Genomic DNA, 24,288 nt, shown 5'->3' on the forward strand with positions numbered 1-24,288 from the left:
GCTGGGCGCGTCGAAGGAGGCGTCGGGGTCAAGCTCGGGCGTAGCCCGACCGCGTAGCGGCCCGTAGGGGGCCTTGACGGCGGCGCCGTTCGGCGCATGCTGTTCAGGGCAGGGAGGATTGGAGGGCAAGGAAAGTGGCAGCACGACGCAGGCACAAGCAGAAGCCGGTGGTGGTGTCGGGGCCGGTGGGCCAAGCTGTGCCCGCGCACCATCGAGTCCGGGCCCGTTACCCGCGCCGGCAAGACCGGCAAGGCAAACCCGCATCTGAAAGGTGCGCTCGGCGAGGCCGCGACCGCGGCCGCCAAAACCAACACCGTCCTCGGCCAACGCTACCGGCGCCTAGTCAAACGCCGCGGCAAACTCAAAGCCCTCGTCGCGGTCACCCGCTCCATCCTGGTCATCGTCTGGCACCTGCTGGTCAACCCGGCCACCCGCTTCCATGACCTCGCCCCCGACTACTACACCGACCGCATCGTCACCCAACGACGACTACGCAACTACCTCGCACAACGTGCCGCCATGGGCTACCGGGTCACCATCGAGCCCGCTGCACTCCGCCGGGTCGCTTCGCGGCGCCCACTCACCTTGGTCATTTTCCGGTCAGTCAGGACGCCGCGCGATTGGCCAGGGCACGACGCGATAGCGCCTAGCCGACCATAGGCCGAACCGGGCTCAACGCTAAGCGGTTCGGTATTTGACGAAATCACTTGTGTCACTGTGGTTTCAGTGGTTTGTGGGCGGCGTTTCTTGTCGGTGGCCTGCGATAGTTTCGCGGTATGGATCGCGAGGCAATCACCGCGGCGTTCGACGCACTCGATGCCGCGGTCGACGGCGTGGTCGGGCTGAGATTCGATGCGTTGAGCACCCGGGAGTGGCTGACGCTGCTGGAACGCGTTGAGCGGGTGCGCCGTCGGCTGCCGGTGCCCGAACATCAGTTGATCAACAACCTGGCCCGCCAAGCCACTACCGAAGAATTGGGCGCCAAGCTCTCGCATGCGATCGCCGACTAGACACTGACCAGCCGCGCCGAAGCCTCCCGACGCATCAACGAGGCCGCCGACCTCGGGCCGCGCCGCGGGCTCACCGGCGAACCCCTACCGCCGACGCTGGCTGCGACGGCCGCCGCGCAGAAAGCCGGGAAACTCGGCGCCGGTCAGGTCGCGGTGATCCGCCGCGTCCACCACCAGCTGCCCGGCTGGGTCGACGCGGCCACCCGCGATAAGGCCCAAGCCGACCTGGCGCGCCAGGGCACCCAATACCGGCCCGAACAATTGGCCGGGCTGGCCGACACCATCGCCGACTGCCTCAACCCCGATGGCACCTACCGCGACGAGGACCGGGCGCGGCGGCGCGGGCTGAGGTTGGGTAACCAACAGTCCGACGGCATGTCGGAGCTGCGCGGGATGATCACCCCCGAGTTGCGCGCCACCCTGGAGGCGGTGTTGGCCAAACTGGCCGCCCCCGGCATGTGCAACCCCGACAGCGACACCCCCTGTGTGGACGCCACCCCCAGCCAAACCGCCATCGACACCGACACCCGCACCGCCAGCCAGCGCAACCACGACGGCCTCAACGCCGCGCTACGCGCCATGCTGGGCCTCCAGAGATTTGGGCCAGCACAACGGGCTACCGGCGTCGATCATCGTGTCCACCACCCTGGCCGAGCTGGAAGCCGCCGCCGGCACCGCACTCACCGGCGGGGGCACCATCCTGCCGATGAGCGACGTGATCCGCCTGGCCCGCCACGCGAGGCACTATCTGGCCATCTTCGACCAGGGCAAGGCCCTGGCGCTCTATCACAGCAAACGCCTGGCCTCACCGGGGCAACGAATTGTCCTGTACGCCAAGGACCGCGGCTGCTCAGCGCCGGGGTGCGACGTCAAGGGCTACAACGCCGAAGTCCATCACCTGACCCCCTACGCCCAGTGCCGCACCACCAACGTCAACGACCTGACCTTCGCCCGCGGCGGCCATCACCCACTAGCCGAACAAGGCTGGACCACCCGCAAACGCGCCAACGGCGACACCGAATGGATACCCCCGCCCCACCTAGACCGCAGCCAACCTAGCACGAACACCTTCCACCACCCCGAAAAACTGCTACACAACGAAGACGACGAAGACCCCGCGTAGCGACCGCGCGATTCCTGCTACGCCTCACGAACGAGCATTGAGAACCCGCGCGGCCCGCTGCAGGGTTTCGTCGATCAACCTGTCGACCGCACCGAAATAGGTTGCCGACGGCTCCTTGCCCACCAGGTCGGCGATGGCGCGCTGTTCACCGAGCACAGCTGTCGCACTGAGATTCTTTGCCATCTGCTCGGCGTGAACCCTTAGTCCAGCCAGCAGCTCGCCGCACTGCGAACCCGCCACAATGGTCCACCGGGCCAGCTTCCGCAGGGTGTCCCATTCGGCATGCCATGCGCCGTCGGGTCGTTCGTCGTTGGCCAGCGCGGCCGCGGTGTGCAACGTCGCCGCCAATTGCGGCGCCGAAATGGCGGCACGTCGAATCAAGATGGACAACACCGGGTTGCGCTTGTGGGGCATCGACGACGATCCGCCGCGATTTTCGGCGGCGGGCTCGCTTAGTTCGCCGATCTCCGGGCGAACCAGGATGACGATATCCGAGGCGATGCGGCCCCAGCAATCGGTACACCCGACGAAGGCGTCCGCGGCCGCGGTGACCGGCGTCCGTGTGGTGTGCCATGGTGAGCGGGTGTCCAAACCCAAAGTGGTTGCGGCGCTGCGTGCCACGCGATCCGCGACCGCTGCCGGGTCCGTCGCCCCGGTGAGCAAGGTCGCCAATTCTGTGGTGGCCGACCGCGTTCCGACGGCACCGCCGATCTGCGCCGGCGTGACGAGCTCGGTCAGCTGCCGGTGGGCGTCGACGACACCGTTCAACCAGCCGGCGACCTTGGCACCGAATGTGGTGGGTGCCGCGTGCTGGGTCAGGGTTCGGGCCACCATCGGCGTGGCCCGGTGCGCGGCCGCGAGCGCCGACAGTACTGAAATCTGTTCCACAAGAAGCGATATCAGGTGATCGACCACGCCGCGCACCCCAAGCATCAGGCTGGTGTCGACAACGTCCTGGCTGGTGAGGCCCCGGTGGATCCACGGGGCGACCGCCGGGACGGCTCGCCGGCGCAGCAGTGCGACCAGGCCGATGACCGGGTTGCCGCCGTCCTCGGCGCTGACCGCGAGGTGCTCGCGGTCGTTGTGACCCACTAGGCGCCACAGGTCAGCGCCGGCACAGTCGAGCGGCGCCAGGCCGGCGGCTGCCAGGGCGCCCAACCAGGCGGATTCCACCGCGACCATCGATCGCAGCAGCGCCTGGTCCGTCATGTGCTCGCCGGCCCGCTGGTCCCCGGGCCACAGCAGGTTGGTCACCGCTGATCGTCCTCGTACGCCAGGAACACCGTCTCGTTCGGGCCCTGCAGGTGAATGTCGAAGCGGTATCGTAATCGGCCCGAAGCACTTTCGGCGATACACACCAAGCTGTCCCGTCGCCCGGGGTCGACGGTGGACAACAGCGGATCGGCGGCAAGGTCACCATCGGGCAGGTAGGCGCGCGTGAACAGGCCACGCAGGAGCCCCCGCGCGAAGACTGTGATCGCAAAGAACGGCGGTCGGCCTGCGCTCACTGCACCTGGTATCACGGTGGTGAATCCGTAGTGGCCGTCCGCGTCGGTCGCCGCTCGACCCCATCCGGTAAAAGTCCAACCGTCCCGCCGCAGCGAGCCGACCGCCCGGGAGATCCGACCCGCGGTGTCGGGCTGCCAGAGTTCGATCAGGGCATCGGGGACGCCGACGCCGGCGCCGTCGTAAACCATGCCGTGTAACCGGATGGCCCCCGGATACGCATCCCCGACCAATTCGCTGTCGCGTGGATACGCCATCCCGAGGCCGAAGAAGGGTCCGACGGTTTGCTCCGGGGTGCAGGCCAATTCAGCCATTCCGAACCCCCTCGGTCCAGGTTCGGTCACTGCCGGAGACCACGATGTCCCACCGATAGCCGGTCGCGTATTCGGGCTGGGTGAGGTCGTGGTCGTAGGCGGCGATCAGCCGTTGGCGCGCAACGGGATCCACGATCGATTGGAAGATGGGATCCAATCCGAACAAGGGATCGCCGGGAAAGTACATCTGGGTGACCAGGCGTTGCGTGAAAGCGGTTCCAAAGACCGAGAAGTGAATGTGAGCCGGCCGCCAGGCATTGTGATGATTGCTCCACGGGTACGGGCCGGGCTTGACCGTCATGAAGCGGTATGTCCCGTCCGGCCCGGTCAAACAACGGCCGGCGCCGATGAAGTTCGGGTCGAGCGGCGCCGGGTGCAGGTCGCACTCGTGGCGGTAGCGGCCGCTGGCGTTGGCTTGCCAGATCTCGACCAGCTGGCCCGCCACCGGCCGGCCGGATTCGTCGAGCACCCGCCCGGTGACGATGATGCGCTCCCCGATCGGCTCGCCCGGATGGCCGGCAGTCAGATCAGCGTCGAGGGGGTCGACGTCCTGATGGCCGAAGCACGGCGCCCAGCGTTCGACCTCCTCGGGATCAACGGCCAGCGGCCGAAACTTGGGATGACGCAGGGCGCTGCTGCGATACGGCGGGTAGTCGAGGCGCGGCTGGGTTTCCCCGCCGCCCAAGCGCCGGTAGTCGGCCGCGATCGCGGCAATCTCCGCCGTGATCTCGCCTTGCGACGCGACACCGTCCACTGCGGCCTCCACGAAGCGAGAGGCTACTAGCCTTGGCGCCATGCCCCGTGACTACGTCTATGACCAAGGCTTCTCCGAGGAGCGAACCCGACTGGGTGGCATCGAGAGTTTGTGGGACCCGGGCACTCGAACGCTCCTCGACGAGCTCGGCATCGGCGGGGCCGAAAAGCCCTGGCACTGCCTGGAAGTCGGTGCGGGCGGCGGCTCATTGCTGCAATGGATGACCGGCCGCGGCGCCACGGTGGTGGCGATCGACATCGACACGCGTTTCATCGAACCGCTGGCCAGCGACACGATCGAAATCCGGCGCGTCGACATACGAAGCGACGAGCTGCCGCGGCAAGAGTTCGACCTGGTTCATGCCAGGCTGGTGCTCGAGCACCTGGCCGAGCGCCGGCAGATCCTCGACCGCCTGATCACGACGTTGCGCCCCGGCGGGTGGATAGTGATCGAGGACTACGACTGGACCGCCTTCGGGTTCGAAGGTGGTGACGCTCGGCTCGACCGGGTGACCGAGGCGATCATCCGCTTCATGCAGCGCGCCGGCTTCGAGCCTCACTACGGCCGTCACGTCGTCGCCGACATGGCTGCCGCCGGGCTGATCGACGTGCGCGGCGAGGGCCGCGCCCGGGTGATCGACTCCCGTTCACCGGGTTTCGACTTCTTCAGGCTCTCGTTCGAGAGCCTGCGGGAAGCCGTGGTCCGAGAGGGCCTGATCTCGGCCGAGGACGCCGCGGCGGCGTCCGCCCGGTTCGGGGAGGACATCCGGGTCTTCACGCCAATCATGATGGCCGGAATCGGCCACCGTTAGAGCGGGCTAGACGGCCTTCAGCAGCGCTGCCTTGCCCTTCGTACGAAGCTGGTACAGGGCGGAGCCGCGCAACTGCTCGATAAGGGCGGCCATCTTGTTACCCAATTCTTCGAGTTCCGCGTCGGTGATCTGCACCGGGGCGGGAGCGGGAATCAGGTCGCGTTCCTCTTCATCGGCGTGCGCCTCCAGCACGCTCTTGAACAGGTTCCACTCGTCCTCGTAACCGGGCGCGGACTGCGGGGTGCGAAGCAGCTCGCCAAGTTGGTCGACCACCTGGCGATGGTCGGCATGGGCGATCGCGATCAGTTTGCTGGCCGCCGATAGGGCCGGGTAGTACAGGTCGTCTTCGATGCGGAAGTGAATGTCCAGCTCGATCAGCATCTCGTCGAAAAGGGCATGGCGCTCTTCGCTGTTCACCGGCGCCTCGCTGACCTTGCGGCCGAGCCCCTTGATCACAACGTGATGCTCCTTGAGCACGTCGTAGGCGTTCACGTGGCTACTCCTTTCAGACGCAAAGACGGCGGTTGGCGTCCGGCCGATTCGCGCCTTCGTGCACATCGGGCACACCGTGATCACCGTAACGTCGGCATTCCCCGGCGCCGCTGATCGTTCATTGTGAGCTGTCTGTGAGTTAGCTCGACGTTGTATGTGGAGGCGCTGTCACCCGAGTATCTCTTTATAGCAGAGGTATATTCTGTATAACAGAAATTTCTTCTGCGATTGTGAGGCCCCGTGACAGACCATCGCGACGTCTTCCAGAACATCCGCCGGGGCATGATCCCTGCCCACATCTACAACGACAAGAAGCTGTTCGCGCTGGAGAAGGAGCGGCTGTTCAGCCGGGCCTGGATGTTCGTGGCCCACGAGTCCGAGATCCCGCAGGAGGGCGACTACGTGGTGCGCCGGGTGCTCGACGACTCGTTCATCATCGCCCGCGATTCCCATGGCGATGTGCGCGCCATGTTTAACATGTGCCTGCACCGTGGGATGCAGGTATGCCGCGTGGAGATGGGCAACGCGTCCAATTTCCGCTGCCCATACCACGGCTGGTCCTACCGCAACGACGGCCGGCTCACCGGCCTGCCGTTCCACCGTGACGCGTACGGCGGGGAGGAGGGGTTCGCGAAGAGCGGCCAGACCTTGCTGCCCGCGCCGAACCTGGCGTCCTACAACGGTCTGCTGTTCATCAGCATGGACCCAGCCGCCCAGCCGCTCGCGGACTTCCTGGGCGACTTCGGGTTCTATCTGGACTTCTACACCAAACAGAGCGCCCGGGGCCTGCAACTGCGTGGACCGCAGCGCTGGCGGATCAAGGCGAACTGGAAGATCGGCGCCGAGAATTTCGCCGGCGACATGTACCACACGCCGCACACGCACGCGTCGATCGTCGACATCGGCCTGTTCCGCGAGCCCAAGGCGCAAAAGCGCAAAGACGGCGCCACCTACTGGGCGGACCGTGGCGGCGGAACCACCTACAAGCTGCCGCCGGGCAGCTTCGAGGAACGCATGCGCTACGTCGGCTACCCCGACGACATGATCAGCCGGATCAAAGAACTCTGGACCCCGCGGCAGCGGCGAGTGGTCGGCGAGGACGGGTTCATGATCTCGGCCGCCACCTGCTTCCCTAACCTGAGTTTCGTGCACAACTGGCCAAAGCTCCCCGGCACCAACGAAGTGGTGCCCTTCATCTCGATCCGGCAGTGGCAGCCCGTCAGCGAGCACGAAACCGAGGTGTGTTCGTGGTTCGCGGTCGACGCCGCCGCACCCGAGGAATTCCAGCAGAACTCCTACCGGGCCTACCTGATGTGCTTCGGGTCGACCGGCATGTTCGAGCAGGACGACGTGGAGAATTGGGTGTCGCTGACCACCACCGCGGGCGGCTCGATGGCACGGCGGCTGCTGCTGAACAGCCGGATGGGCCTGCTCGCCGACGACCGTCCCGTGGTCGAGGCGCTGCCGCCCGAGTCCTTCCACGGGCCGGGACGGGCGCAGGTTGGCTACAACGAGTACAACCAGCGCGAGTTGCTCAAGTTGTGGGCCGCCCATCTGGAGCGGCCCTTGGCGGTCTCGGCATGAAAAACCCCTTGCTGTTCAACGACATTCGTCATCTCCAGGCGCATCAGTTCCTGGTGGACGAGGCCTACCTGTTGGATGCCCAGCTGTATGGGACGTGGCTGGACACGCTGACCGACGACATTCGCTATGTGATGCCGGTCCGCGTCACGACCGCACGCGGCGCCGGGTTCGACACGTCACCGGGGATGGCCCATTTCGACGAGGACAAGTACTCGCTGAGCCAGCGGGTCGCGCGTTTCGCCACCGAGCACGCCTGGACCGAAGATCCGCCATCGCGGCTGCGCCACTTCGTCACCAACGTGCGCACGTTTGAGGGCGAGGACGACAACCACCTGATCGTCGAATCGGCCGAGCTGCTGTTCCGCAGCCGCGGCGACGTCAACGAGGGCATATTGCTGTCCTGCGGCCGCGAGGACCTATTACGCTCGTGTGACGGTCGATGGAAACTGGCCCGCCGCACGATCATTGCCGACGAGGCGGTGCTGCGGATGCAGAACCTGGCGGTGTTCCTATGAACCCGGTCGGCGAGCCCATCACCGTCGCAAACGAATTCACCGAAGTGGTCATCCAGCGGGTCGACACCCGCAACGGATCGCGGCTACTGATCACCGCACCCAGGACCGGGCAGTGGATCACCCTGGACGCGCTCGAGGTCGAGGCGTTGACCTGGCAGAACACCCGCACGCTGGCCGCCATGGTCGGCAATTCCTGCGCCCCGCTGCTACCCGATGACCCCCACGAGATCGAGGGCCACGATGACAGGCTGGCTTGACGGCAAACGGGCCCTGATCGTGGGAGCCGGTTCCGGCATCGGGCGGGCCGTCGTCGACGCGTTTCGCGCGGAAGGAGCGAAAGTCGCCGTGCTGGAACGTGATCGCGGCAAGTGCGACCAGTTGCGCGAGCAGTTGCCCGGGGTGCCGGTGACCGAAGGTGACGCGGTGACCCGCGATGCCAACGATCGCGCCATCGCCGCCGCGGTCGCCGCGTTCGGCGGTCTCGACACGCTCGTCAACTGCGTCGGCGTTTTCGACTTCTACAAGGGCGTCATCGACATCGACGCCGATGACCTCCCCACGGCGTTCGAGGAAATGTTCCGGACCAACGTGCTGAGCCATCTGCGGTCCGTCCAGGCCGCGGTCCCGGCGCTACAGGCCGGCGCCGGATCCTCGATCGTGCTGACCGAGTCGGTGTCGTCGTACTATCCCGGGCGCGGCGGCGTGCTGTACGTCTCGTCGAAGTTCGCCGTGCGCGGGCTGGTGGCGTCGTTGGCGCACGAGCTGGCGCCGCGGATCCGGGTCAACGGGGTGGCGCCGGGCGGCACCCTCAACACCGACCTACGCGGGCTGTCCAGCCTCGGACTCGACACCACGCGCCTCGACGACACCCCGGACAGGGCGCGCTATCTGGCCGTGCGCACGCCGCTGAACGTGGCGCTCACCGGCGAAGACCACGCCTGGAGTTTCGTGTTCCTGGCCTCCGGCCGCTCCCGCGGCATCACCGGCGAAACGATCCACCCGGACGGCGGATTCGGCGTCGGAGCGCGGTCGTGACCGACCAACTCGACCGGCAGCGTGCGTTGGTGGCACAAGCCTGCCGCGTCGCCGCGGCGCGTGGCTTGGTCGACGGCATCCTCGGGCATCTGAGCCTGCGGGTCGACGACGAGCATCTGCTTATCCGCTGCCGCAGCGACACCGACACCGGGCTGGCATTCACCCGCCCCAGCGATATTCGACTCGTCACCTTCGACGGCACCGCGGGCGCCGAGGGAGAACTCGACGGATACCGGGTCCCCAACGAGCTGCCGATCCACATCGAAACCATGTTGTCCGACCGGACATTTCGGGCCGTCGCGCACCTGCACCCGGCGGCCATCGTCGCCGCGGACCTGGCCGGCATCGCGATCCGGCCGATCTACGGGGCCTACGACATTTCCGGCGCCTGGCTGGCGCGCCGCGGGGTGCCGGTCTACGAACGCGCGGTGCTGATCCGAAACTCGCGGCTGGGCAAGGAAATGGTGGCGGCGATGGGCGGCGGCCCGGTGGTGATCTGCCGCGGGCACGGAATCACCAGCGCCGCCGCCACCGTCGCGCAGACCGTCCTGCAGGCGATCAGCCTCGACGAGCTCGCCCGAATGTCGTTGCGGGTGCGCGCCGCCGGCGGTGTCCCGCGTGACATCGACGAGCGGGACTGGGACGACCTGCCGGACCTGGGGCCGGCCTTCGCCGTCGAAGCGGCGTGGCGGCATGAGGTCGCCCGGCTGGGCGAAGTCGGATTGTCCGCCTCGCCCCCGCAAGCGGGTGGGGGCACTCCCCCGCAAGCGGGAGGTGCCCCCACCCTCTGGGGGCGTACCCCCACCTCGACTCCCTCAGGGCCCGCATCGTCACCGGACGCTAACCGAGTTGATCGCCAATCTCCTTGGCCGCCTTGACAAGTGCGGCGGCGATCGTCGAGTACCGGGAGCTGTCCAGCCGGTTGTGTGGGGCCGCGGCGTTGAGCGCGAGACGCAGGCCCGGCGCCCGGGTCGGTATCGGCACCGCGACGGAGGCGACGCCCTCCTCGCTTTCCTCACGATTGACGGCATAGCCCCGCTCGCGGATGCGGGAGAGCTCGGCCTCTAGCTCGGTGCGGATGCCGATCGAGCGGGCGGTGACGCGCTCCAGATTTTCATGCGGAAGCAGTTGCCGCAGTTCGGTTTCCGACAACTGGGCCAACAAGACCTTGCCCGTCGAGGTGCAGTGCGCGGGCAGCGTGCGGCCCAGCCGGGAGGCCACCCGAACCGCCGTCGGGCCCTCGACCGCGGCGACGAACCGGACGCTCGGCCCGTCCAGCATGCCGACATGAGTCGTTTCCCGCAGGCGCTCGCTGAGGCTGCGCATGATCGGCAGTGCGGTGCCTTGGATGTCGATGCGACCGAAGATCGCAAACGCCACACCTGTTAACGCCGGTCCGGGCAGGTAGGCCCTGGACACCGGGTCTTGGCGGACGAACCCCCGATAGGTCAGCATCGCCAGCAGCCGGTGCGCGGTGGACGACGCCACACCCAGATACCGGGTTGCCTCGCTCAACCGGATGTGCGGCCGTTCGCCCAACAGCAGCAGCAGCTTCAGCGCATTGTCCACCGATTCGATCGGATACTGCGGCGCAAGCGAATCGGCCGCCCGCTCCCTCTTCGCTTGCATGACACTGACGGTACCTGCGATAGGGCCGGCGAACAGACATCACGGGATGATGGTGGTCGTTCCGGCCTTGCCGGGGTCGCCGGGAACGCCCAGTAGACCCGCGTTGCCGGCATGGCCGCCCGGCCCCCCGGCTGCGCCACCGGCTCCGCCCTGGCCGCCCAACGCGAAGTTTCCACCCGTGCCGCCCTTGCTGCCCGCTCCACCAACAGCGTTCCCGCCGTCGCCGCCACTGCCGCCGGCGCCACCCTGGCCACCCATGCCGCCGTTGCCCCCGGCGCCGGCAGCGCCCGTGGCGCCGGCCCATCCGATGAGCCCGCCGGCTCCGCCGCTGCCACCGGTGGTGCCACCCGCGCCCCCGACACCGCCGGTGCCGCCGGCGAGGCCTACCAGGCCGTTATTGCCGGCGGCACCAGTTGCAATGCCGCTGCTGGTGGTGGTGGCTGAGCCGCCGGCACCACCGCTGCCGCCAGCGCCACCGACACCGCCGACCCCGCCGGTGCCACCGACACCACCGGCACCGCCGGCGCCGCCGATACCGATGAACGACCCGGCCGCGCCGCCGTGTCCGCCGACGCCCCCGGTGCCGCCGATACCGCCGTTCCCGCCAATACTGCCGGCCGCGGCAGCCGATCCGCCGTTGCCTCCAGTGGCGGCCCCACCGGCGCTCTGGGCCGCCCCGCCGGCCCCGCCGTCACCACCTGAGAAGCCCGCGGCGCCGGCACCACCGGTCCCTCCGATCCCGCCGGCGCCGCCGGCACCGCCATTGCCGACGAACATGCCGCCGCGCCCGCCATTGCCACCGGCACCACCAGTGCCGCCGTTCTGGCCATTGGCGCCCACTGCGGTGCTGGCGGCACCGCCGTTTGCGCCGTTGCCGCCCACGGCGTCACCACTGCCCGTGTTGTTGCCGAGGCCGCCCGCGCCGCCGTCACCACCGTCGCCGCCATTGGTCGAACCCGATTGAGCTTGGCCCCCGTTACCTCCGGTCGCCTTACCCCCGTTGCTGCCGTCGGTTTGGCCGGTGCCGCCGGCGCCGCCGCTGCCGCCACTGCCACCGTCCGTGCCAGCCTTCCCGCCATCGCCGCCGTTGCCACCTGTGCCGTCGAAGCCGTCGGTCGACTGCCCTAGCCCGCCTTTGCCGCCGGTTCCGCCGCTCTCGTTGGTGGCGGCGGTGCCATCGGCACCGGGATCCCCGTTGCCGCCAGTTTGAGCGCCGGTGCCGGTGTTGTCCGCACCGGGGTTACCGGGCGCAGCAGGGGGACCGGGCGATTGGCCGTTTGCCCCCGTCAGACCGGTACCGCCCTGCCCACCGGCGCCGCCGGAGCCGAACCAGTTGGCGTTGCCCCCATTACCGCCCTGTCCGGGAAGGCCGCCGAGGATTCCCGCCAAGGCCGGCCCGCCTTGCCCGCCGGCGCCACCGTCGCCGAACAACGTGCCACCGGCACCGCCGTTACCGCCGGGCGCGCCGGCCCCGCCCTGCCCGCCGATACCACCGTTGCCGATGAACCCACCGGGGCCGCCGTTCCCGCCGGCCGCGCCGTCCCCACCAACGCCACCAACGCCGCCGCCACCGAAAAAGCTGCCGGCCCCGCCCATGCCCCCAACGCCGCCTCCGCCGGTCGGGCCACCGAGGCCGCCGTGCCCGCCGAAGCCGCCGTTACCGAACACCGCGCCAACCCCACCGGTCCCACCCACGCCGCCCGCGGTTCCGGTCCCCAGCGCCCCGCCAAAGCCACCCGTTCCCCCGTTGCCGATCAACCCCGTCGCGCCGCCCACCCCGCCAGTACCTCCGACTCCGCCGGTCCCCGCGGCTCCACCGGCGCCACCCGTCCCACCATTGCCCAGCAACCACCCACCGGAACCGCCGGCACCACCGGCGCCACCGTTCCCGGTTACCGAATCCCCGCCCTTCCCGCCGATCCCGCCGTTACCGAGCAGCCCGGCCGGCCCGCCGGCACCACCCGGCTGGCCCGCCGCGCCGGAACCGCCGTTGCCCCCGTTGCCGAGCAAGAGCCCGCCCGGCCCGCCGGGAGCCCCTGTCCCGTCAGCGCCGTTGGTGCCGTTGCCGATCAGCGGGCGCCCGAACAACGCCTGGGTGGGGGCATTCACCAAACCCAGCAGTTGCTCCAGCGGCGAGGCATTCGCGGCCTCAGCGGCCGCATACGAGGCCGCACCCGCCGCCAGGGTCTGCACGAACCGGTCGTGCAGCGCCGACATTTGCGCGCTGAGGCTCTGATAGCCCTGGGCGTGCGACCCGAACACGGTCGCAACCGCCGCCGAGACCTCGTCCGCCGCGGCCGCCACCACTGCCGTCGTCGGCAACGCCGCCGCCGCGTTCGCCGCCGTGAGCGCAGACCCGATCCCCGCCAAATTCGACGCCGCCGCCGTCACCGCCTCCGGCCCCGCGATTACGAAAGACATCCGCCAACCTCCCAATCAGGAAAGCCCCATGATCAAGCACCCGGCAGCAATCGATCCTATCCCGGCAGCGAACAACTCGAAGACCATTCGCCTAACCGTGACTCCGTGTCAGAGAATTCCCTTGTCTCACGACCCGTTCGCCAATACCACCGGATCAGACACGCGGCTCTTCGGCCAATGCACTAACGGTACGCACGGCGGAAATGGATTCACGAAACCTGTTGTCATGCATGCGGTTAATTTCTGCTGGGATCCAACCCGCGGCCGCGAACAACACCGACAGTCTGCCCACAGACTCCCGCCCCGCAGCACCGGCCCGCAGTAGCCAAGCCACCGTCGGCATTCGGCGCGGGGACAATCGATCGACCACAACCCGAGAGCGAATCAAGCAAAACCATCAGCATCTGGTGATCACGCGCAGGAAGGTCTTAATGGCACTAGCCTCCCTCGCATACCTATGCCGCAATCAAACAAGTCTCGGCCGCATGAACCGCAGCCGGTGCAGGTTCCCGGCCCCAACGGTCACTCGGTCGCGCTGCACGACTTTGGTGGTGACGGTCCGCTGACCCACGTCTTCGGGACGTTGACCCCGACGGTGCAGCAGGAGACGATCGCCAGCGTTGCGCGTCTCAGCGGGACCCCGACGATACCGGTGGACGGGCTCAGTCATTTTGGGCCCATGGAGCAACCATGGCTATCGCAAGGGTGATCGGACACCGTCTGCGAACCACCGGATCCGATACCCTAGGGCGGCTATGGCTATGACGGTTCCGGCAAGTGGCAAGCTGATCATCCTCAACGGCGGATCCAGCGCGGGCAAGACGTCGCTCGCGTGCGCGTTTCAGGATCTGGCCGCCGAATGCTGGATGCACCTGGGCATCGACCTGTTCTGGTTCGCGCTGCCGCCGGAGCAGCTGGACCTCGCGCGGGTACGGCCCGAGTACTACACCTGGGACAGTGTGGTCGAGGCCGACGGCCGGGAGTGGTTCACCATCCACCCTGGTCCGCTTCTGGACAAGGCCATGCATGCCCGCCACCGAGCCATCAGGGCCTACCTGGACTACGGCATGAACGTCATTGCCGACGACGTGATCTGGAAGCGCGAGTGGTTGGTGGACGCGTTGCGGACCTTCGACGGCTGTCGGGTCTGGATGGTGGGAGTCCACGTGTCCGACGAGGAAGGGGCGCGCCGGGAGGAAGAACGCGCCGACCGCCACCCCGGGTGGAACCGGGGCAGCGCCCGCGCCGCCCACGCCGACACCGAATACGACTTCGAGCTGGACACCACGGCCACCCCGGCCCCGGTGCTGGCGCGCCAACTCCACGAGCGCTACCAGGCCTGCCGGGAACCCACGGCGTTCAACCGGCTGCGCAAGCGCTTCTGTCCCGACCTCGCATGAAGTCCCTCACCGTCGTTAGCACCTTTACGCGGCGCTCGCCGAATCCCGGGTGACGGTGGTGACGACGACCTTCCCGAACGTCGCGCAACTCACCCCGCTTGGCCGGATCGTGTCTGGCCTGATCGCGCGCATCAACACGACCCTCCGAGCGGCCATCGACCGCTACGGGTTCGCCCTCGTGGACCTGTACACAGCTGCCTCGGTCCGCGACCCGGAAATGCGGACCATCGACCGTTTTCATGCGTCCACCGGAGGGCACCTCCGGTTCGCTGCCGCGGCGGCCGAAGCTATCAATTTGCCTGGCAGCAACCATGATTGGGCCAAAGCAAGCAGCAATTCGGTGCGACCGTCATTCGCGGCCCGCGGCTATGCTCAGCTGCGCTGGATGCAAGGCCTGTTCCTGCCGTGGTTCTGGAGGCGGCTGCGCGGCTACTCCTTGGCCCCCGGGCGAGTCCCCAAGCGTCCGCAGTTGGAACGTGTCGGCGCGCGATGCGAAGACGTTTCGGCGTGCGCCCCCCGTGCGTGAGGCATTCTTGACCCATGGATGTCGACGCCCTGTTGCAGTCAATCCCGCCGCTCGCGGTCTACCTACTGGTCGGCGGTGTGGTCGGGATCGAGAGCCTGGGCGTGCCCCTCCCCGGCGAGATCGTGCTGGTCAGTGCGGCACTGCTCGCGTCGCATGACGATCTGGCTGTCAACCCGATCGGCGTAGGCGTCGCGGCGGTGATCGGCGCCGTTGCCGGCGACTCGATCGGCTACTCGATCGGACGCCGGTTCGGCATGCCGCTCTTCGACCGGCTGGGCCGGCGGTTTCCGACGCACTTCGGTCCCGGGCACGTGGCGCTCGCCGAGCGAACATTCAACCGCTGGGGTGTCCGGGCGGTATTCTTCGGCCGCTTTATCGCGCTGCTGCGAATATTCGCCGGGCCGCTTGCCGGTGCGCTAAAGATGCCCTACCCGCGCTTCCTGGCGGCCAACATTTCCGGCGGCATCTGCTGGGCCGGCGGGACTACCGCGCTCGTCTACTACGCCGGGGTGGCCGCCGAACGCTGGCTGACACGGTTCTCCTGGGTCGCGCTGGTTGTCGCCGTCGTGGCCGGTGTGACGGCCGCAATCTTGCTGCGCGAACGCACGTCCCGCGCGATCGCCGAACTCGAGGCCGAGCACTACCGCAAGACCGGCACCCCCGCCACCTGACTCGGGCAGACCCCTGTCTTGTCCTGAATATGAGCTTCTGAACTAAGCCCGTCTTCAGATGCGTTGGGCCAGAATCGTTTTCCCCGGGCCGGATAGTTGGTTGAGGGCATCGTGACGTGCCGCCATCGCCATCAGGAGCGCTTGCGCGGGACCGGTGACCTCAGGACCGCTGCCGTGCGTCCAGTCGAGGTCGGTTGCGACCAGTCGTGCGCCGCGGGCCGCCGGGCACCGCGCACCGCGGGAGACGTCAGCGCGTAGTCCAGTGCGGTCCGCAGCCGCTGTGGCGGGATGTCACGCGGGAGACCGAGCGGTCGTCGGATGTCCTGTTGGTGAATCATGCCGTCTCCGTCTAGCAACGCGATCACCCCCGAAGCCCGCCGTCAGGCCCCGCGGCGGGCTGCAGGCGCGCATCAGCTCGGTGAGCTGCTCGGGGGACCGAACTGCGTACTCCGCGACACCGATCGCGTTGGCGCAGCTGGGGACAAACCCCGCGCGAAGGAACCGCCGCGCCAACCCCCACCGGCTGAGCTCGTCGCAACTGAGCACGTGGGCGACGACGTCGCGCACCCGCCAGCGCTCACACAAGCTGGGCTGTTCCCACTGCCCCGGCGCCAGCCCGGCGAGCAGGTCCGCGAAGTCTTGGCGCTCCTCGCACGCCAGCTGCATGGTGGTCATTGACCCGTCTCGGTCGCGATGCCGACAAAGCGTGCCAGGGTCCCGGCCCAGCCATCGGGATGATCGAAGACCACCTCTGCGAGCTCCGAGCTGCCGATCGAATGCTCCTTGGGCCAGAACTCGGTCATCCGGGTGGTGAACAACTCGAAGGCGCGCGCCAGTGGCAGCGGCACGTTCACCGATCGGACAACCTCGACATCAGCAGAGGATTCAATGCTCATGAGCATGAGCGCTCCTTCTCGGCGGGACCCGGGTTCGTGTCAGATGACCGGATGCCACCTTCTGATTCGGTGGCCGCGAGGATCGCGAAGTTGTCCAGCGTGGTTTCCCGGAACCGATCGAAGTAGTCACGTGGGCGTCTCGTTTCATAAGTAACTCATAGCGCCCGGCCGATTCCGGTGAGCAGCGCTCGGTGACAGACTGTTAGGAGACCTTAGTAGATAGCAGGCCAGGGGGACTCGCACCGCACATCGGTCTGGCGGCGACGAAGCTTGGAGGTTCCGTGGACGTCGTACTCGGGGTGTCGATGGGCTCCACCGCGATCGGGATGGTGCTGATCGAAGGCGAAGACGCCGACGGGGCCACCGTCGACGAAGACAGCTTCCACACCACCGCGATCCCTGGCCCGCCCGGTCAGGTGCTGGCGGCGATATTGGGAACCCGCGAAGGCGCCGCCGAGGGCGGCTACCACCTGAGGTCGACCGGCGTGGCGTGGACCGACCCCGCCGAGGCGGTCGCTCTGTCCGACGCGCTGGCCGCCCACAAGATCGAGAACGTCATGCTCGTCTCGGCGTTCCTGGCGGCGGCCGCTTTGGCCCAAGCCGTCGGGCAGGCCATCGGTTACCACCACACCGCGATGCTGCTCGTTGAGCCGGACAGCGCGACCCTGGGCATCGTCGATTCCGACGACGGGTCGATCACGGCAGTACGCAGGGAGCCGTTGCAATCTTCGGGGCATTCTGGCCACACCGCCGCCCAGCTGGCCGCCATGGTCAACGCCTGCGACGGGCAACAGGCGCGCCCCGAGGGCGTGTTCATCGTCGGCCAGGGCGTCGACATCCGGCCGCTCAAGCCGGCACTGGAGGCGGTGGCCCCGCTGAGGGTGAGCGCACCCGAGGAGCCGGCGCTGGCGCTGGCCCGCGGGGCGGCGCTGGCCTCGGCGAATGCGCCGTTGTTCGTCTCATCGACAGCCGCATTGGCTTACGCCCAGGACCCCGGCACCGACGATGTGGACGCCTATGCCGAGGTTGGGTCCCGCCCCGTCGCGGACAGCCACGCACCCGACCCGGACGCCGACGCCGACATGCTGCGCACCCTCGTCGACCCCAGTCCGGACGAGACACCAACGCGGCGCAGGCCAGTGCTGCTGGTCATCAGCGCCGTGGCGGTGATCTTCATTGCTGCGGTCGTGGCGCTCGAGGTCGCGCTGGCGATCAATATCCGCACGACGGTCGCGCTGCGACCGAGTCCTCAGCAGAGTCTCATCGCCCCGACCCAGCAGCCGCCCCCGCCTGCGCCTACGTTGCAGGCATCTCCTCCGGCTCACCAGCTGGTGCCGCCATCCGTCCCCAATGCGCCGATTGCGCCCCGTGTCCGGACGCCGGCCGCCCCGGCGCCCGCGGTGCCTGTCCCGGCGGCGGTGCCGGCACCCGCGCCAGCCCCAGCCGCGCCGGTGCCTGTTCCGGTTCCGGTACTTGTTCCCGCGGCTCCGCCGCCGGTTCCGGGCATCCGGCTTCCGCTGAATCTGCCGGCGAACCCGCCGCCGGTAAATCCGCCACGGGTCAGCCCGCCGACCCCTCCGGTTCAGCTGCCGAAGCCTATGCCGCCGGTGGCGCGACCGACACCGAAACCGCCCGTACAGCTGCCGACACCCAAGCCGCCGGTGCAGCTGCCGCTGCCCACGGCACCGACCGCGCCCCTCCTGCCCTCGCCCGCTGCACCGCCGATCCCGGTCATGCCGGCTCCCGTGGTTCCACCGGTTCCGGTTGTGCCACCACTCGTGCCCCGAATCCCCGTGATACTGCCCCACTTTGGGTTCTAATTAGGCTGCCCCATTGCGGCAAAGACCGACCAGCTGTCAAATCACGCTCCGACGCCAGCGGCTGGGGGCCAACATCGAGGACCGCTCGCACCGCCGCGAAGATATTCGCGCGTCATGGTCCCGTTGGATCGCTTGCCGCGCAAGACAATCCACTTCGGAAGTTCGATGACACAACTCGCGATCACGTCGACCGCTTGAGTATCGGCGCGATCCCACAGCCGCATCGCCAGCTGCGACATGACATCGGCGAGCTCGCGGTCGAGCGCTCGCAACTGCTCGACAACCTCGGGCGGCATCGGCTGGCTCAACGCGTCCTTGCGCCGCACCGCCATGAGCAATCCCGCCGATCTCGGATGCTGCCGCGGGCAGCGGAGCGACGCCTCCACGGCCGCAAGCGCCACATCGAAGGGATCACCATCGTGGTTGTGCGCCTCATCGATCAGACTCGTCAGCAGCGTCATGAAGCGGCGCTCGGCACGAATCCAGAGACGGCCGAGCAGCCCGCCGCGCTATCCGAAGGCGCGGTACATCGCGCCGTTGGAAACGCCGGTGGCCTTCGGAACGCTTGGATCGTCAGAGCTCCTACGCCGTCGCGCAACTATCGCTTGCGCGGAATCGATGACAACGTCGAGATCGCGAGAAATTGTCAAGACCTGTGGATCGGGATTTTTCAGGCGACCTCCGTTCCGGCTTGCTCGTTGGCATCTGAGTGCGGTGGCGGCTGGGTGATGTCGGTGGGCCGTTCGAGCAGTTTGCCCTTGTGGAAGACGGCGCCGGCGCGCACGAGGGCGACCAGGTGCGGGGCGTTGACGGCCCGCCAGCGGGCCTGGGCGGCGTCGATCAGCTTGTAGGCCATGGCAAGACCGGCCGCCCGCGATCCCGGGCCTTTGGTGACCTTGGTCCGTAACCGCACGGTGGCAAAAGTGCTTTCGATGGGATTTGTCGTGCGTAGGTGGATCCAATGTTCGGCCGGGTACTTGTAGAACTCCAGCAGCGTGTCGAGATCGTCGGTGATCTTGGCGACCGCGTTGGGGTACTTCGCGCCGTAGCCGACCGCGAAGGCTTTGACCGCCACCTGCGCCTCGTCGATATCCTCGGCGTTGTAGATCTCCTTGATCGCCGCCAATGCGGCCGGATGCGCCGACTTCGGCAGTGCAGCAAGGACATTGGCCTGCTTGTGGAACCAGTACCGCTGCTCGCGCGTGGCCGGGAACACCTCGCGGACCGCTTTCCAGAAACCGAGGGCACCGTCACCGACGGCCAGCACCGGGGCGGTCATGCCGCGGCGGCGGCAGTCGCGCAGTAGATCAGCCCACGACTCGGTGGACTCCCGATACCCGTCGGTGATCGCGACGAGTTCCTTGCGACCGTCATGTCCCTTGACACACACAGCGATCGGTCCGTCGCACTGGAACGACAGGTACGCCTATACGTATGGCAGCGTCGCAACCTTGTGAGTCTCGCCTGGGTCTTCGATCAATATGCGCAACTTGTCCTGGAGCGTCGCCGTGGCATCCCCCACCGGTTTTTCGCAGAAACGGCACCGCGTTTTGAATTGCGGCTGCTCGCTTTCGTCCGGCCAGAACCGGCGTGGGCCAACCGCGGCTCCTGGGTCGTATTGGACTGTCTGATGCGGAGCTTCCTTGAGGATCCTGCCAACGGGATGGCTTTGCGGGCACTCGAGCTTCAGCACGCCAATCCCCTCGTTGTTTGCCACCGTTCACCGTCCTTACCGAGTCTTAGTCCGGTTATCAGCGCCCGCCCCATTGTCACCCCCGGAGGCCGCTCGATGCCCGGGTAAGCCTCGCGGCAGAAGGCGACGGTCTGATCACGAACGACGAGGTGTGCGCGACCGCGCGCGCAAACGGAACACAACCAGAGCCGTTCGCAGGGATGGGCTACATGGTGATGATGCTAGAGCCGGGTGCAAGGCCGTCGCCGAACGGATCCATGCTTGGCTCGGCGCGCAAAGGCTTTTGGGGTCCGCTTGAATCGAATACCGGCTGCATCCAGACCACCAGCCGAGGCGGCCAGAATTACCGGCGCGCATGCCTGGTCATGGCCGCTGGACGGCTCAGTGTTATGTCGCTGGCCGAGATATATGATCTGACCTGCCCTAATACTTGTGGTCCCGGCTGGGATCGAACCAGCGACCTTCCGCGTGTGAAGCGGACGCTCTTCCACTGAGCCACGGGACCGGCGCCGACGGGCGAACGAGGTCGAAGACTAGCACGACCCGCGGATCGGCAGCACCCGCCACATGCGCGTGACCTGGGCGCGCGATAGCCTGGACATGGTCCGCACCAAGAGATTTGTGTGGGCCCGCTCACGTGGACTATCGTCGTGCTTCGCACCGGGCGACGATCTCGTCCGTTGCGCGCGGATGTAGCGCAGTTGGTAGCGCATCACCTTGCCAAGGTGAGGGTCGCGGGTTCGAATCCCGTCATCCGCTCGAGGGTGCAAGTGGCATCAATCCCCCGCGGTGGAGTGGCCGAGTGGTGAGGCAACGGCCTGCAAAGCCGTGCACACGGGTTCGATTCCCGTCTCCACCTCCAGATTCGACCCCCAAGCGCGATTAGCTCAGCGGGAGAGCGCTTCCCTGACACGGAAGAGGTCACTGGTTCAATCCCAGTATCGCGCACCAGCGTTTACGCAGGTCAGAGGCGGTTTTTGAGCCTCAGATTTGGATAGCGTGCCAGATACATGCCAGATCGGGCAGGCGATCTCGCCCGACCCGAGAGTTAGCCATGCCCACTACCACCAACACCACGACCGCCTTCGACGCGACCGCGACAAGGCCCGGGCGCGGCGGCGCTCGGCGAAAATCGCCGCCCGGGAAGCCGACGAAACCCGCGCACGAGGGCCTAGTCGTCAGCCACGAGGGCCTACTCGTCAGCAGTGAAGACGACGTCGAACCACTTCCTGGGCGTTGCCCGGTTGGTGTCCCACTCGTCGGTCTCGGTCGCTTGTGTGACGCGGATGTTCTTCAGCTTCGGAAACTGGACGCGGAGATTCCTCTCGAGGTACGAGTCGAGCGCGTCATCCGCTAGGGTCCGGGTCAGCTAATGCCCTGCCTTCATGTCTCGCCATGGGGTCGATGATGCTCCCCCGTTCGTCACCGACAGAAGCTCGGATAGCGTGTCGAGGCCGAGAGACCGGCTGACCCTTCGATCAGGAGGCGTTAGCAAGCTGGCTCACGCGCTGGGGTGAGACGCCGATTAGCGCCGCGGTATCACGCACCGGAATGCCCCCGCGGGTGAGCTGTTTGGCGTATTGCTGCACAGCCATCGCCGCATCGGACTGGGCCTGTTCTGCCCTTCGCCGCAGATCCGCAATATGATGCGCGGCACCAAGGATCTCGCCGACACCCGGCACCACGATGCTCACCACATGCACCCCGACGTCGGCTAGGGGTGTGTCGGTGCTAACGGCGATGAGGCTACACGCCATATCTTCGATCTCGTCGACGCGGCGGGCCTGAGTGAGTCCGTCGATTCCGGGGACGCTAACCATCCACCAGCGACCGTCGCGGGTGACCTCAACCTTGTACTCGCGCATCACTTCCCTTACTGTCGTCGATGGCCTTGTTGATTTTGCGAACCACGCCCGGGCTGATCGTGTGGTGGCTGTGTGGGACCGCCACCCAGACGCCCGACGGATGAGTCCGCGTGGCGTGGCGTCCGTTCGTGCTGGTGCGGGTGAAGCCTGCGTCCTTGAGCCGCTTGGTGACCGACCGGGTAGGTTCCTCCATGACGACCAAAATAGTCTAGTGCACTAGACAAAATAGCCAGCGGGTGGTCGCGCTATTGTTTGGCCGTCATCGCTGGCGCCACGCTATCGTCCGGCCGCGAGCCACAACCGCCTCGCCAGGCGCGCCGCCGATAACCGATGGTCCCAACGAATGCCCTGCGTGGAACCGACCGTCCAACCCCCGCGCCGGGGGTTGGCCACACATTTCGCCCAGGCCCATCTAGCGGGGCGAAACAAGACTTGCCTCATCCCCGGGGGAGAGGTCGAACGCTTGCCGGACTCGGCGCCTTTTGCGTCGCGCTGGTTACAGGCCCGGTTCGGGGGTTCCGGGCCCTGAACTGCTGCCGTCGTAAGCGTGTCCTGCCTCTGCGGCCGCCTCGTAAGCAACTAATCTCGGCCTATGCGCCCAGTACGTTTCGCCGGTACGGCTGCTGATCTTGCCAAGTACCAGGGCCGCGGCATGCCGCTGCGCCTCCGCATAGAGGGCGATCCCGACGATCCCGCCATGTGGCATCCAATCGCCGTCGTCCACGACGACATGCTGCAGGACGTAGTGGCATTGTCCATTGAGTTTCACGATGGAACACCCGAAAAGCTCTACAACGATATAGATTCCGTCGAGTTCACCGTTCAAGCTCCAAATTCAGGCCCGCGGTTTATCTAAACCACTCAGCCTCGATCCACCGACGCGCCTTCTGGCCGCAGAGTCGCGCATTATGCGTCCAAATCCCCTGTGCTGCAGATGATTCGATAGCCTGCCGGCGCGCTGCTGTCCGGCGATCTGGGCCTGGCCGGCCTGGGGTGGGCGCGCATTCCGCCCACGGCACTCCCGGGACTGCCTGGGCGGAAGCTACATACGGTGGCGCCCGGGCGACCCCGATCCGGCCGACAGAGCCATGCCCCGGGACTCGAGCGCCTGGCACGACGTCTACTGGGCCTCGGCTGGCGTCCACGACGTCGGCACCGGCACCTTCTACGCCGGGTCTTCGCTCCCGTTCAAGCAGCCACTGCCGCCTGGCCCTGTGCCCATTCAAACTTCCTATCTACCGCTGCCGAATCTGCCGTCGACAAGTCCCGCCCCGATGTCCCTGACCAAGAGCCCAATCACGTTGCACTGAAAACGATTTCGACGACACTGACCAGCTCGGCGCCGCGTCCTCCCGCTGCGGATTGCGCCGTCGACGCCAGCTGGCGGGTTCCGTCACCGGCCAGCTCAGCTGGAGCAGGGCTAACCGCCGCTCCCACCTGAGGTGCTGTCGGGGCGTAGTTGTCTCGGACAGTAAACACCGGCCGAGATTGCCGTGAACCTGGCAGCGTTGACCTGCGTGAGTGCCGGGTTGAGGTCTTGGAGGTACTTGACGACCTCGGCGGCCGACTTGCCGGCGTTAGCCATCTCGCACACCTTTTTGCCGGTTGCTGCCGCGCGATCCGGGTCCTGGTAGGTGATGCCCGCCGCTCCGAGCGCGACCAGGAAGGCCTGATCTTGACTTTGGTCGGCGTGCGCCGGACCGGCCACGCCGACGACTGCGGCGACACTTGCTAACGCGAGCAGAAGTTTCATGACGCCCTGAGTGTCTCAAACCGGCGCCACCCCCGCATCCCACGCGCAAACACGTTACGCCCGCACGCCGGACCCGAAAAGCCCGGCCACGCTACGCCGCCAGCGCCCTGGCGACCCGCCACGTTCAGTTTGCCAGCTGACGGATCCGTCGCGCCCGGTGCACCGTGCCGCCGCATTCGTCGACCTCCCTGCGTACCCAGACGTCGCCGTCGAGAATGCCTGGCAGGCCAGCCCCGTTGGCAACGAAGACCGCCTGTTGCCCTGCGCGTCCTTACGGTGAAAATCCCTCAGGGCCGCAAACGCCCATTTGCCGAGCAGGCATATTGCAATCAGGTTGAGGATGGCCATCAGCACCATCACCAATCGGCCAACGCGCAGACCACCGTGAGCCTGGCTGTGGCCCCCACCACGATCGCCGTCAGCGTCACAGTTTTCAGCACATTGAACGCGCTGGGCCGAGCTACCAGAAG

24 protein-coding genes, 4 tRNA genes and 4 pseudogenes are annotated in these 24,288 nt (G+C 67.3%); 17 read left to right on the top strand and 15 right to left on the bottom strand.

All coding sequences use genetic code 11. The features are described 5' to 3' along the window. Positions 1-96: 96 nt before the first annotated feature. Both G6N24_RS24595 and G6N24_RS12550 read left to right on the top strand, forming a co-directional pair. Positions 97-660, top strand: coding sequence for a transposase (locus G6N24_RS24595; RefSeq protein ID WP_232070546.1), 564 nt, complete (start codon positions 97-99; stop codon positions 658-660). A gap of 116 nt (positions 661-776) precedes the next feature. Further along, positions 777-2,133, top strand: a pseudogene (locus G6N24_RS12550) (HNH endonuclease signature motif containing protein). 24 nt (positions 2,134-2,157) lie between these two features. On the opposite strand, the gene G6N24_RS12555 reads toward G6N24_RS12550, so the two are convergent. From G6N24_RS12555 to pcaH, 3 genes are read right to left on the bottom strand one after another with little or no spacing between them, the layout of a single operon-like run. Then, positions 2,158-3,387 carry a lyase family protein gene (locus tag G6N24_RS12555; RefSeq protein ID WP_085162971.1) on the bottom strand — a complete coding sequence of 410 codons (1,230 nt, stop codon included), beginning with the start codon at positions 3,385-3,387 and terminating at the stop codon, positions 2,158-2,160. Then, the gene (gene pcaG, locus G6N24_RS12560; RefSeq protein ID WP_085162972.1) at positions 3,384-3,953 is read right to left on the bottom strand and encodes a protocatechuate 3,4-dioxygenase subunit alpha; all 570 of its coding nucleotides are present in this window, start codon (positions 3,951-3,953) and stop codon (positions 3,384-3,386) included. Before pcaG ends, G6N24_RS12555 begins: the two co-directional genes overlap by 4 nt. Continuing rightward, entirely contained in the window at positions 3,946-4,719 is a 774-nt protein-coding gene (gene pcaH / locus G6N24_RS12565) for a protocatechuate 3,4-dioxygenase subunit beta (RefSeq protein WP_232070547.1), read from the bottom strand. The genes pcaG and pcaH overlap by 8 nt, the downstream gene beginning before the upstream one ends. 28 nt (positions 4,720-4,747) lie before the next feature. On the opposite strand from pcaH, the gene G6N24_RS12570 reads away from it, so the two are divergent. Further along, positions 4,748-5,518 carry a class I SAM-dependent methyltransferase gene (locus G6N24_RS12570; protein WP_085162973.1) on the top strand — a complete coding sequence of 257 codons (771 nt, stop codon included), beginning with the start codon at positions 4,748-4,750 and terminating at the stop codon, positions 5,516-5,518. Positions 5,519-5,524: 6 nt separating this feature from the next. On the opposite strand, the gene G6N24_RS12575 is transcribed toward G6N24_RS12570, so the two are convergent. Next, a complete protein-coding gene (locus G6N24_RS12575; protein ID WP_085162974.1) occupies positions 5,525-6,010 on the bottom strand; it encodes a hemerythrin domain-containing protein in 486 nt (161 codons plus the stop codon). Between the two features lie 282 nt (positions 6,011-6,292). Between G6N24_RS12575 and G6N24_RS12580 the strand changes: the two genes are divergently transcribed. The 5 genes and pseudogenes from G6N24_RS12580 to G6N24_RS12600 form a co-directional block, all read left to right on the top strand. Continuing rightward, positions 6,293-7,594 (top strand): Rieske 2Fe-2S domain-containing protein, encoded by a 1,302-nt coding sequence (locus G6N24_RS12580; RefSeq protein WP_085162991.1) that lies wholly within the window; start codon positions 6,293-6,295, stop codon positions 7,592-7,594. Next, a complete protein-coding gene (locus G6N24_RS12585; protein ID WP_085162975.1) occupies positions 7,591-8,109 on the top strand; it encodes a 3-phenylpropionate/cinnamic acid dioxygenase subunit beta in 519 nt (172 codons plus the stop codon). The genes G6N24_RS12580 and G6N24_RS12585 overlap by 4 nt, the downstream gene beginning before the upstream one ends. Further along, positions 8,106-8,366 (top strand): dihydrodiol dehydrogenase, encoded by a 261-nt coding sequence (locus G6N24_RS12590; RefSeq protein WP_085162976.1) that lies wholly within the window; start codon positions 8,106-8,108, stop codon positions 8,364-8,366. The genes G6N24_RS12585 and G6N24_RS12590 overlap by 4 nt, the downstream gene beginning before the upstream one ends. Then, positions 8,350-9,144, top strand: a complete 795-nt coding sequence (gene hcaB / locus G6N24_RS12595; protein WP_085162977.1) for a 3-(cis-5,6-dihydroxycyclohexa-1,3-dien-1-yl)propanoate dehydrogenase — start codon at positions 8,350-8,352, stop codon at positions 9,142-9,144. The genes G6N24_RS12590 and hcaB overlap by 17 nt, the downstream gene beginning before the upstream one ends. Next, positions 9,141-9,854, top strand: a pseudogene (locus G6N24_RS12600) (class II aldolase/adducin family protein); the annotation flags it as partial. The gene hcaB and the pseudogene G6N24_RS12600, both read left to right, overlap by 4 nt. Before the next feature lie 130 nt (positions 9,855-9,984). On the opposite strand, the gene G6N24_RS12605 reads toward G6N24_RS12600, so the two are convergent. Together G6N24_RS12605 and G6N24_RS12610 are read right to left on the bottom strand one after the other, a co-directional pair. Continuing rightward, a complete protein-coding gene (locus G6N24_RS12605; RefSeq protein ID WP_085162979.1) occupies positions 9,985-10,773 on the bottom strand; it encodes an IclR family transcriptional regulator in 789 nt (262 codons plus the stop codon). A 39-nt stretch (positions 10,774-10,812) separates the two neighbouring features. After that, complete coding sequence (locus tag G6N24_RS12610; RefSeq protein WP_163745501.1) at positions 10,813-13,194, bottom strand: PE family protein; 2,382 nt, start codon at positions 13,192-13,194, stop codon at positions 10,813-10,815. 457 nt (positions 13,195-13,651) lie between these two features. Between G6N24_RS12610 and G6N24_RS12615 the strand changes: the two genes are divergently transcribed. Genes G6N24_RS12615 through G6N24_RS12630 form a run of 4 tightly spaced genes read left to right on the top strand, consistent with a single transcriptional unit; the run spans position 13,652 to position 15,791 of the window. Beyond that, on the top strand, positions 13,652-13,903 hold the full coding sequence (locus tag G6N24_RS12615; RefSeq protein WP_085163237.1) for a hypothetical protein: 252 nt from the start codon (positions 13,652-13,654) through the stop codon (positions 13,901-13,903). A 46-nt stretch (positions 13,904-13,949) separates the two neighbouring features. Further along, on the top strand, positions 13,950-14,594 hold the full coding sequence (locus G6N24_RS12620; protein WP_232070548.1) for a phosphotransferase-like protein: 645 nt from the start codon (positions 13,950-13,952) through the stop codon (positions 14,592-14,594). 58 nt (positions 14,595-14,652) lie between these two features. Further along, the gene (locus G6N24_RS12625) at positions 14,653-15,120 is read left to right on the top strand and encodes an SGNH/GDSL hydrolase family protein (RefSeq protein ID WP_232070549.1); all 468 of its coding nucleotides are present in this window, start codon (positions 14,653-14,655) and stop codon (positions 15,118-15,120) included. Positions 15,121-15,134: 14 nt separating this feature from the next. Beyond that, positions 15,135-15,791, top strand: coding sequence for a DedA family protein (locus G6N24_RS12630; protein WP_085163234.1), 657 nt, complete (start codon positions 15,135-15,137; stop codon positions 15,789-15,791). Between the two features lie 54 nt (positions 15,792-15,845). On the opposite strand, the pseudogene G6N24_RS12635 reads toward G6N24_RS12630, so the two are convergent. Then, a pseudogene (locus G6N24_RS12635) lies at positions 15,846-16,457 on the bottom strand (maleylpyruvate isomerase family mycothiol-dependent enzyme). A 5-nt stretch (positions 16,458-16,462) separates the two neighbouring features. Further along, on the bottom strand, positions 16,463-16,687 hold the full coding sequence (locus tag G6N24_RS12640) for an SRPBCC family protein (RefSeq protein WP_139822655.1): 225 nt from the start codon (positions 16,685-16,687) through the stop codon (positions 16,463-16,465). Positions 16,688-16,968: 281 nt separating this feature from the next. Between G6N24_RS12640 and G6N24_RS12645 the strand changes: the two genes are divergently transcribed. Next, positions 16,969-18,507 carry a DUF7159 family protein gene (locus tag G6N24_RS12645; RefSeq protein ID WP_085163232.1) on the top strand — a complete coding sequence of 513 codons (1,539 nt, stop codon included), beginning with the start codon at positions 16,969-16,971 and terminating at the stop codon, positions 18,505-18,507. Positions 18,508-18,548: 41 nt separating this feature from the next. Here the strand turns inward: G6N24_RS12645 and G6N24_RS12650 are convergent, their stop codons facing one another. From G6N24_RS12650 to G6N24_RS12665, 4 genes and pseudogenes are all read right to left on the bottom strand, one after another. Beyond that, positions 18,549-18,968 (bottom strand): hypothetical protein, encoded by a 420-nt coding sequence (locus G6N24_RS12650; RefSeq protein WP_085163231.1) that lies wholly within the window; start codon positions 18,966-18,968, stop codon positions 18,549-18,551. Between the two features lie 209 nt (positions 18,969-19,177). Further along, positions 19,178-19,879, bottom strand: a pseudogene (locus G6N24_RS12655) (IS256 family transposase); the annotation flags it as partial. Positions 19,880-19,933: 54 nt separating this feature from the next. Beyond that, positions 19,934-20,224, bottom strand: coding sequence for a hypothetical protein (locus G6N24_RS24600; RefSeq protein WP_085163230.1), 291 nt, complete (start codon positions 20,222-20,224; stop codon positions 19,934-19,936). 409 nt (positions 20,225-20,633) lie between these two features. Beyond that, positions 20,634-20,705, bottom strand: a tRNA-Val gene (locus G6N24_RS12665). A 181-nt stretch (positions 20,706-20,886) separates the two neighbouring features. On the opposite strand from G6N24_RS12665, the gene G6N24_RS12670 reads away from it, so the two are divergent. The 3 genes from G6N24_RS12670 (at position 20,887) to G6N24_RS12680 (ending at position 21,151) form a co-directional block, all read left to right on the top strand. Then, positions 20,887-20,959 (top strand) — tRNA-Gly (locus G6N24_RS12670). A gap of 29 nt (positions 20,960-20,988) precedes the next feature. Beyond that, positions 20,989-21,062: transfer RNA gene (locus G6N24_RS12675), tRNA-Cys, on the top strand. A 14-nt stretch (positions 21,063-21,076) separates the two neighbouring features. Then, positions 21,077-21,151: transfer RNA gene (locus G6N24_RS12680), tRNA-Val, on the top strand. 527 nt (positions 21,152-21,678) lie between these two features. Here the strand turns inward: G6N24_RS12680 and G6N24_RS12685 are convergent. Both G6N24_RS12685 and G6N24_RS12690 read right to left on the bottom strand, forming a co-directional pair. Then, a complete protein-coding gene (locus G6N24_RS12685; RefSeq protein ID WP_085163229.1) occupies positions 21,679-22,065 on the bottom strand; it encodes a hypothetical protein in 387 nt (128 codons plus the stop codon). Next, the gene (locus G6N24_RS12690) at positions 22,046-22,258 is read right to left on the bottom strand and encodes a type II toxin-antitoxin system HicA family toxin (protein WP_085163228.1); all 213 of its coding nucleotides are present in this window, start codon (positions 22,256-22,258) and stop codon (positions 22,046-22,048) included. Before G6N24_RS12690 ends, G6N24_RS12685 begins: the two co-directional genes overlap by 20 nt. A 399-nt stretch (positions 22,259-22,657) precedes the next feature. On the opposite strand from G6N24_RS12690, the gene G6N24_RS12695 reads away from it, so the two are divergent. Next, positions 22,658-22,921 (top strand): hypothetical protein, encoded by a 264-nt coding sequence (locus G6N24_RS12695; protein ID WP_139822653.1) that lies wholly within the window; start codon positions 22,658-22,660, stop codon positions 22,919-22,921. Positions 22,922-23,485: 564 nt separating this feature from the next. Here the strand turns inward: G6N24_RS12695 and G6N24_RS12700 are convergent. Then, positions 23,486-23,818 (bottom strand): DUF732 domain-containing protein, encoded by a 333-nt coding sequence (locus G6N24_RS12700; RefSeq protein WP_169716111.1) that lies wholly within the window; start codon positions 23,816-23,818, stop codon positions 23,486-23,488. Positions 23,819-24,288 lie beyond the last annotated feature (470 nt).

The organism is Mycobacterium lacus (genome assembly GCF_010731535.1).
Classification (GTDB): Bacteria; Actinomycetota; Actinomycetes; order Mycobacteriales; family Mycobacteriaceae; genus Mycobacterium; species Mycobacterium lacus.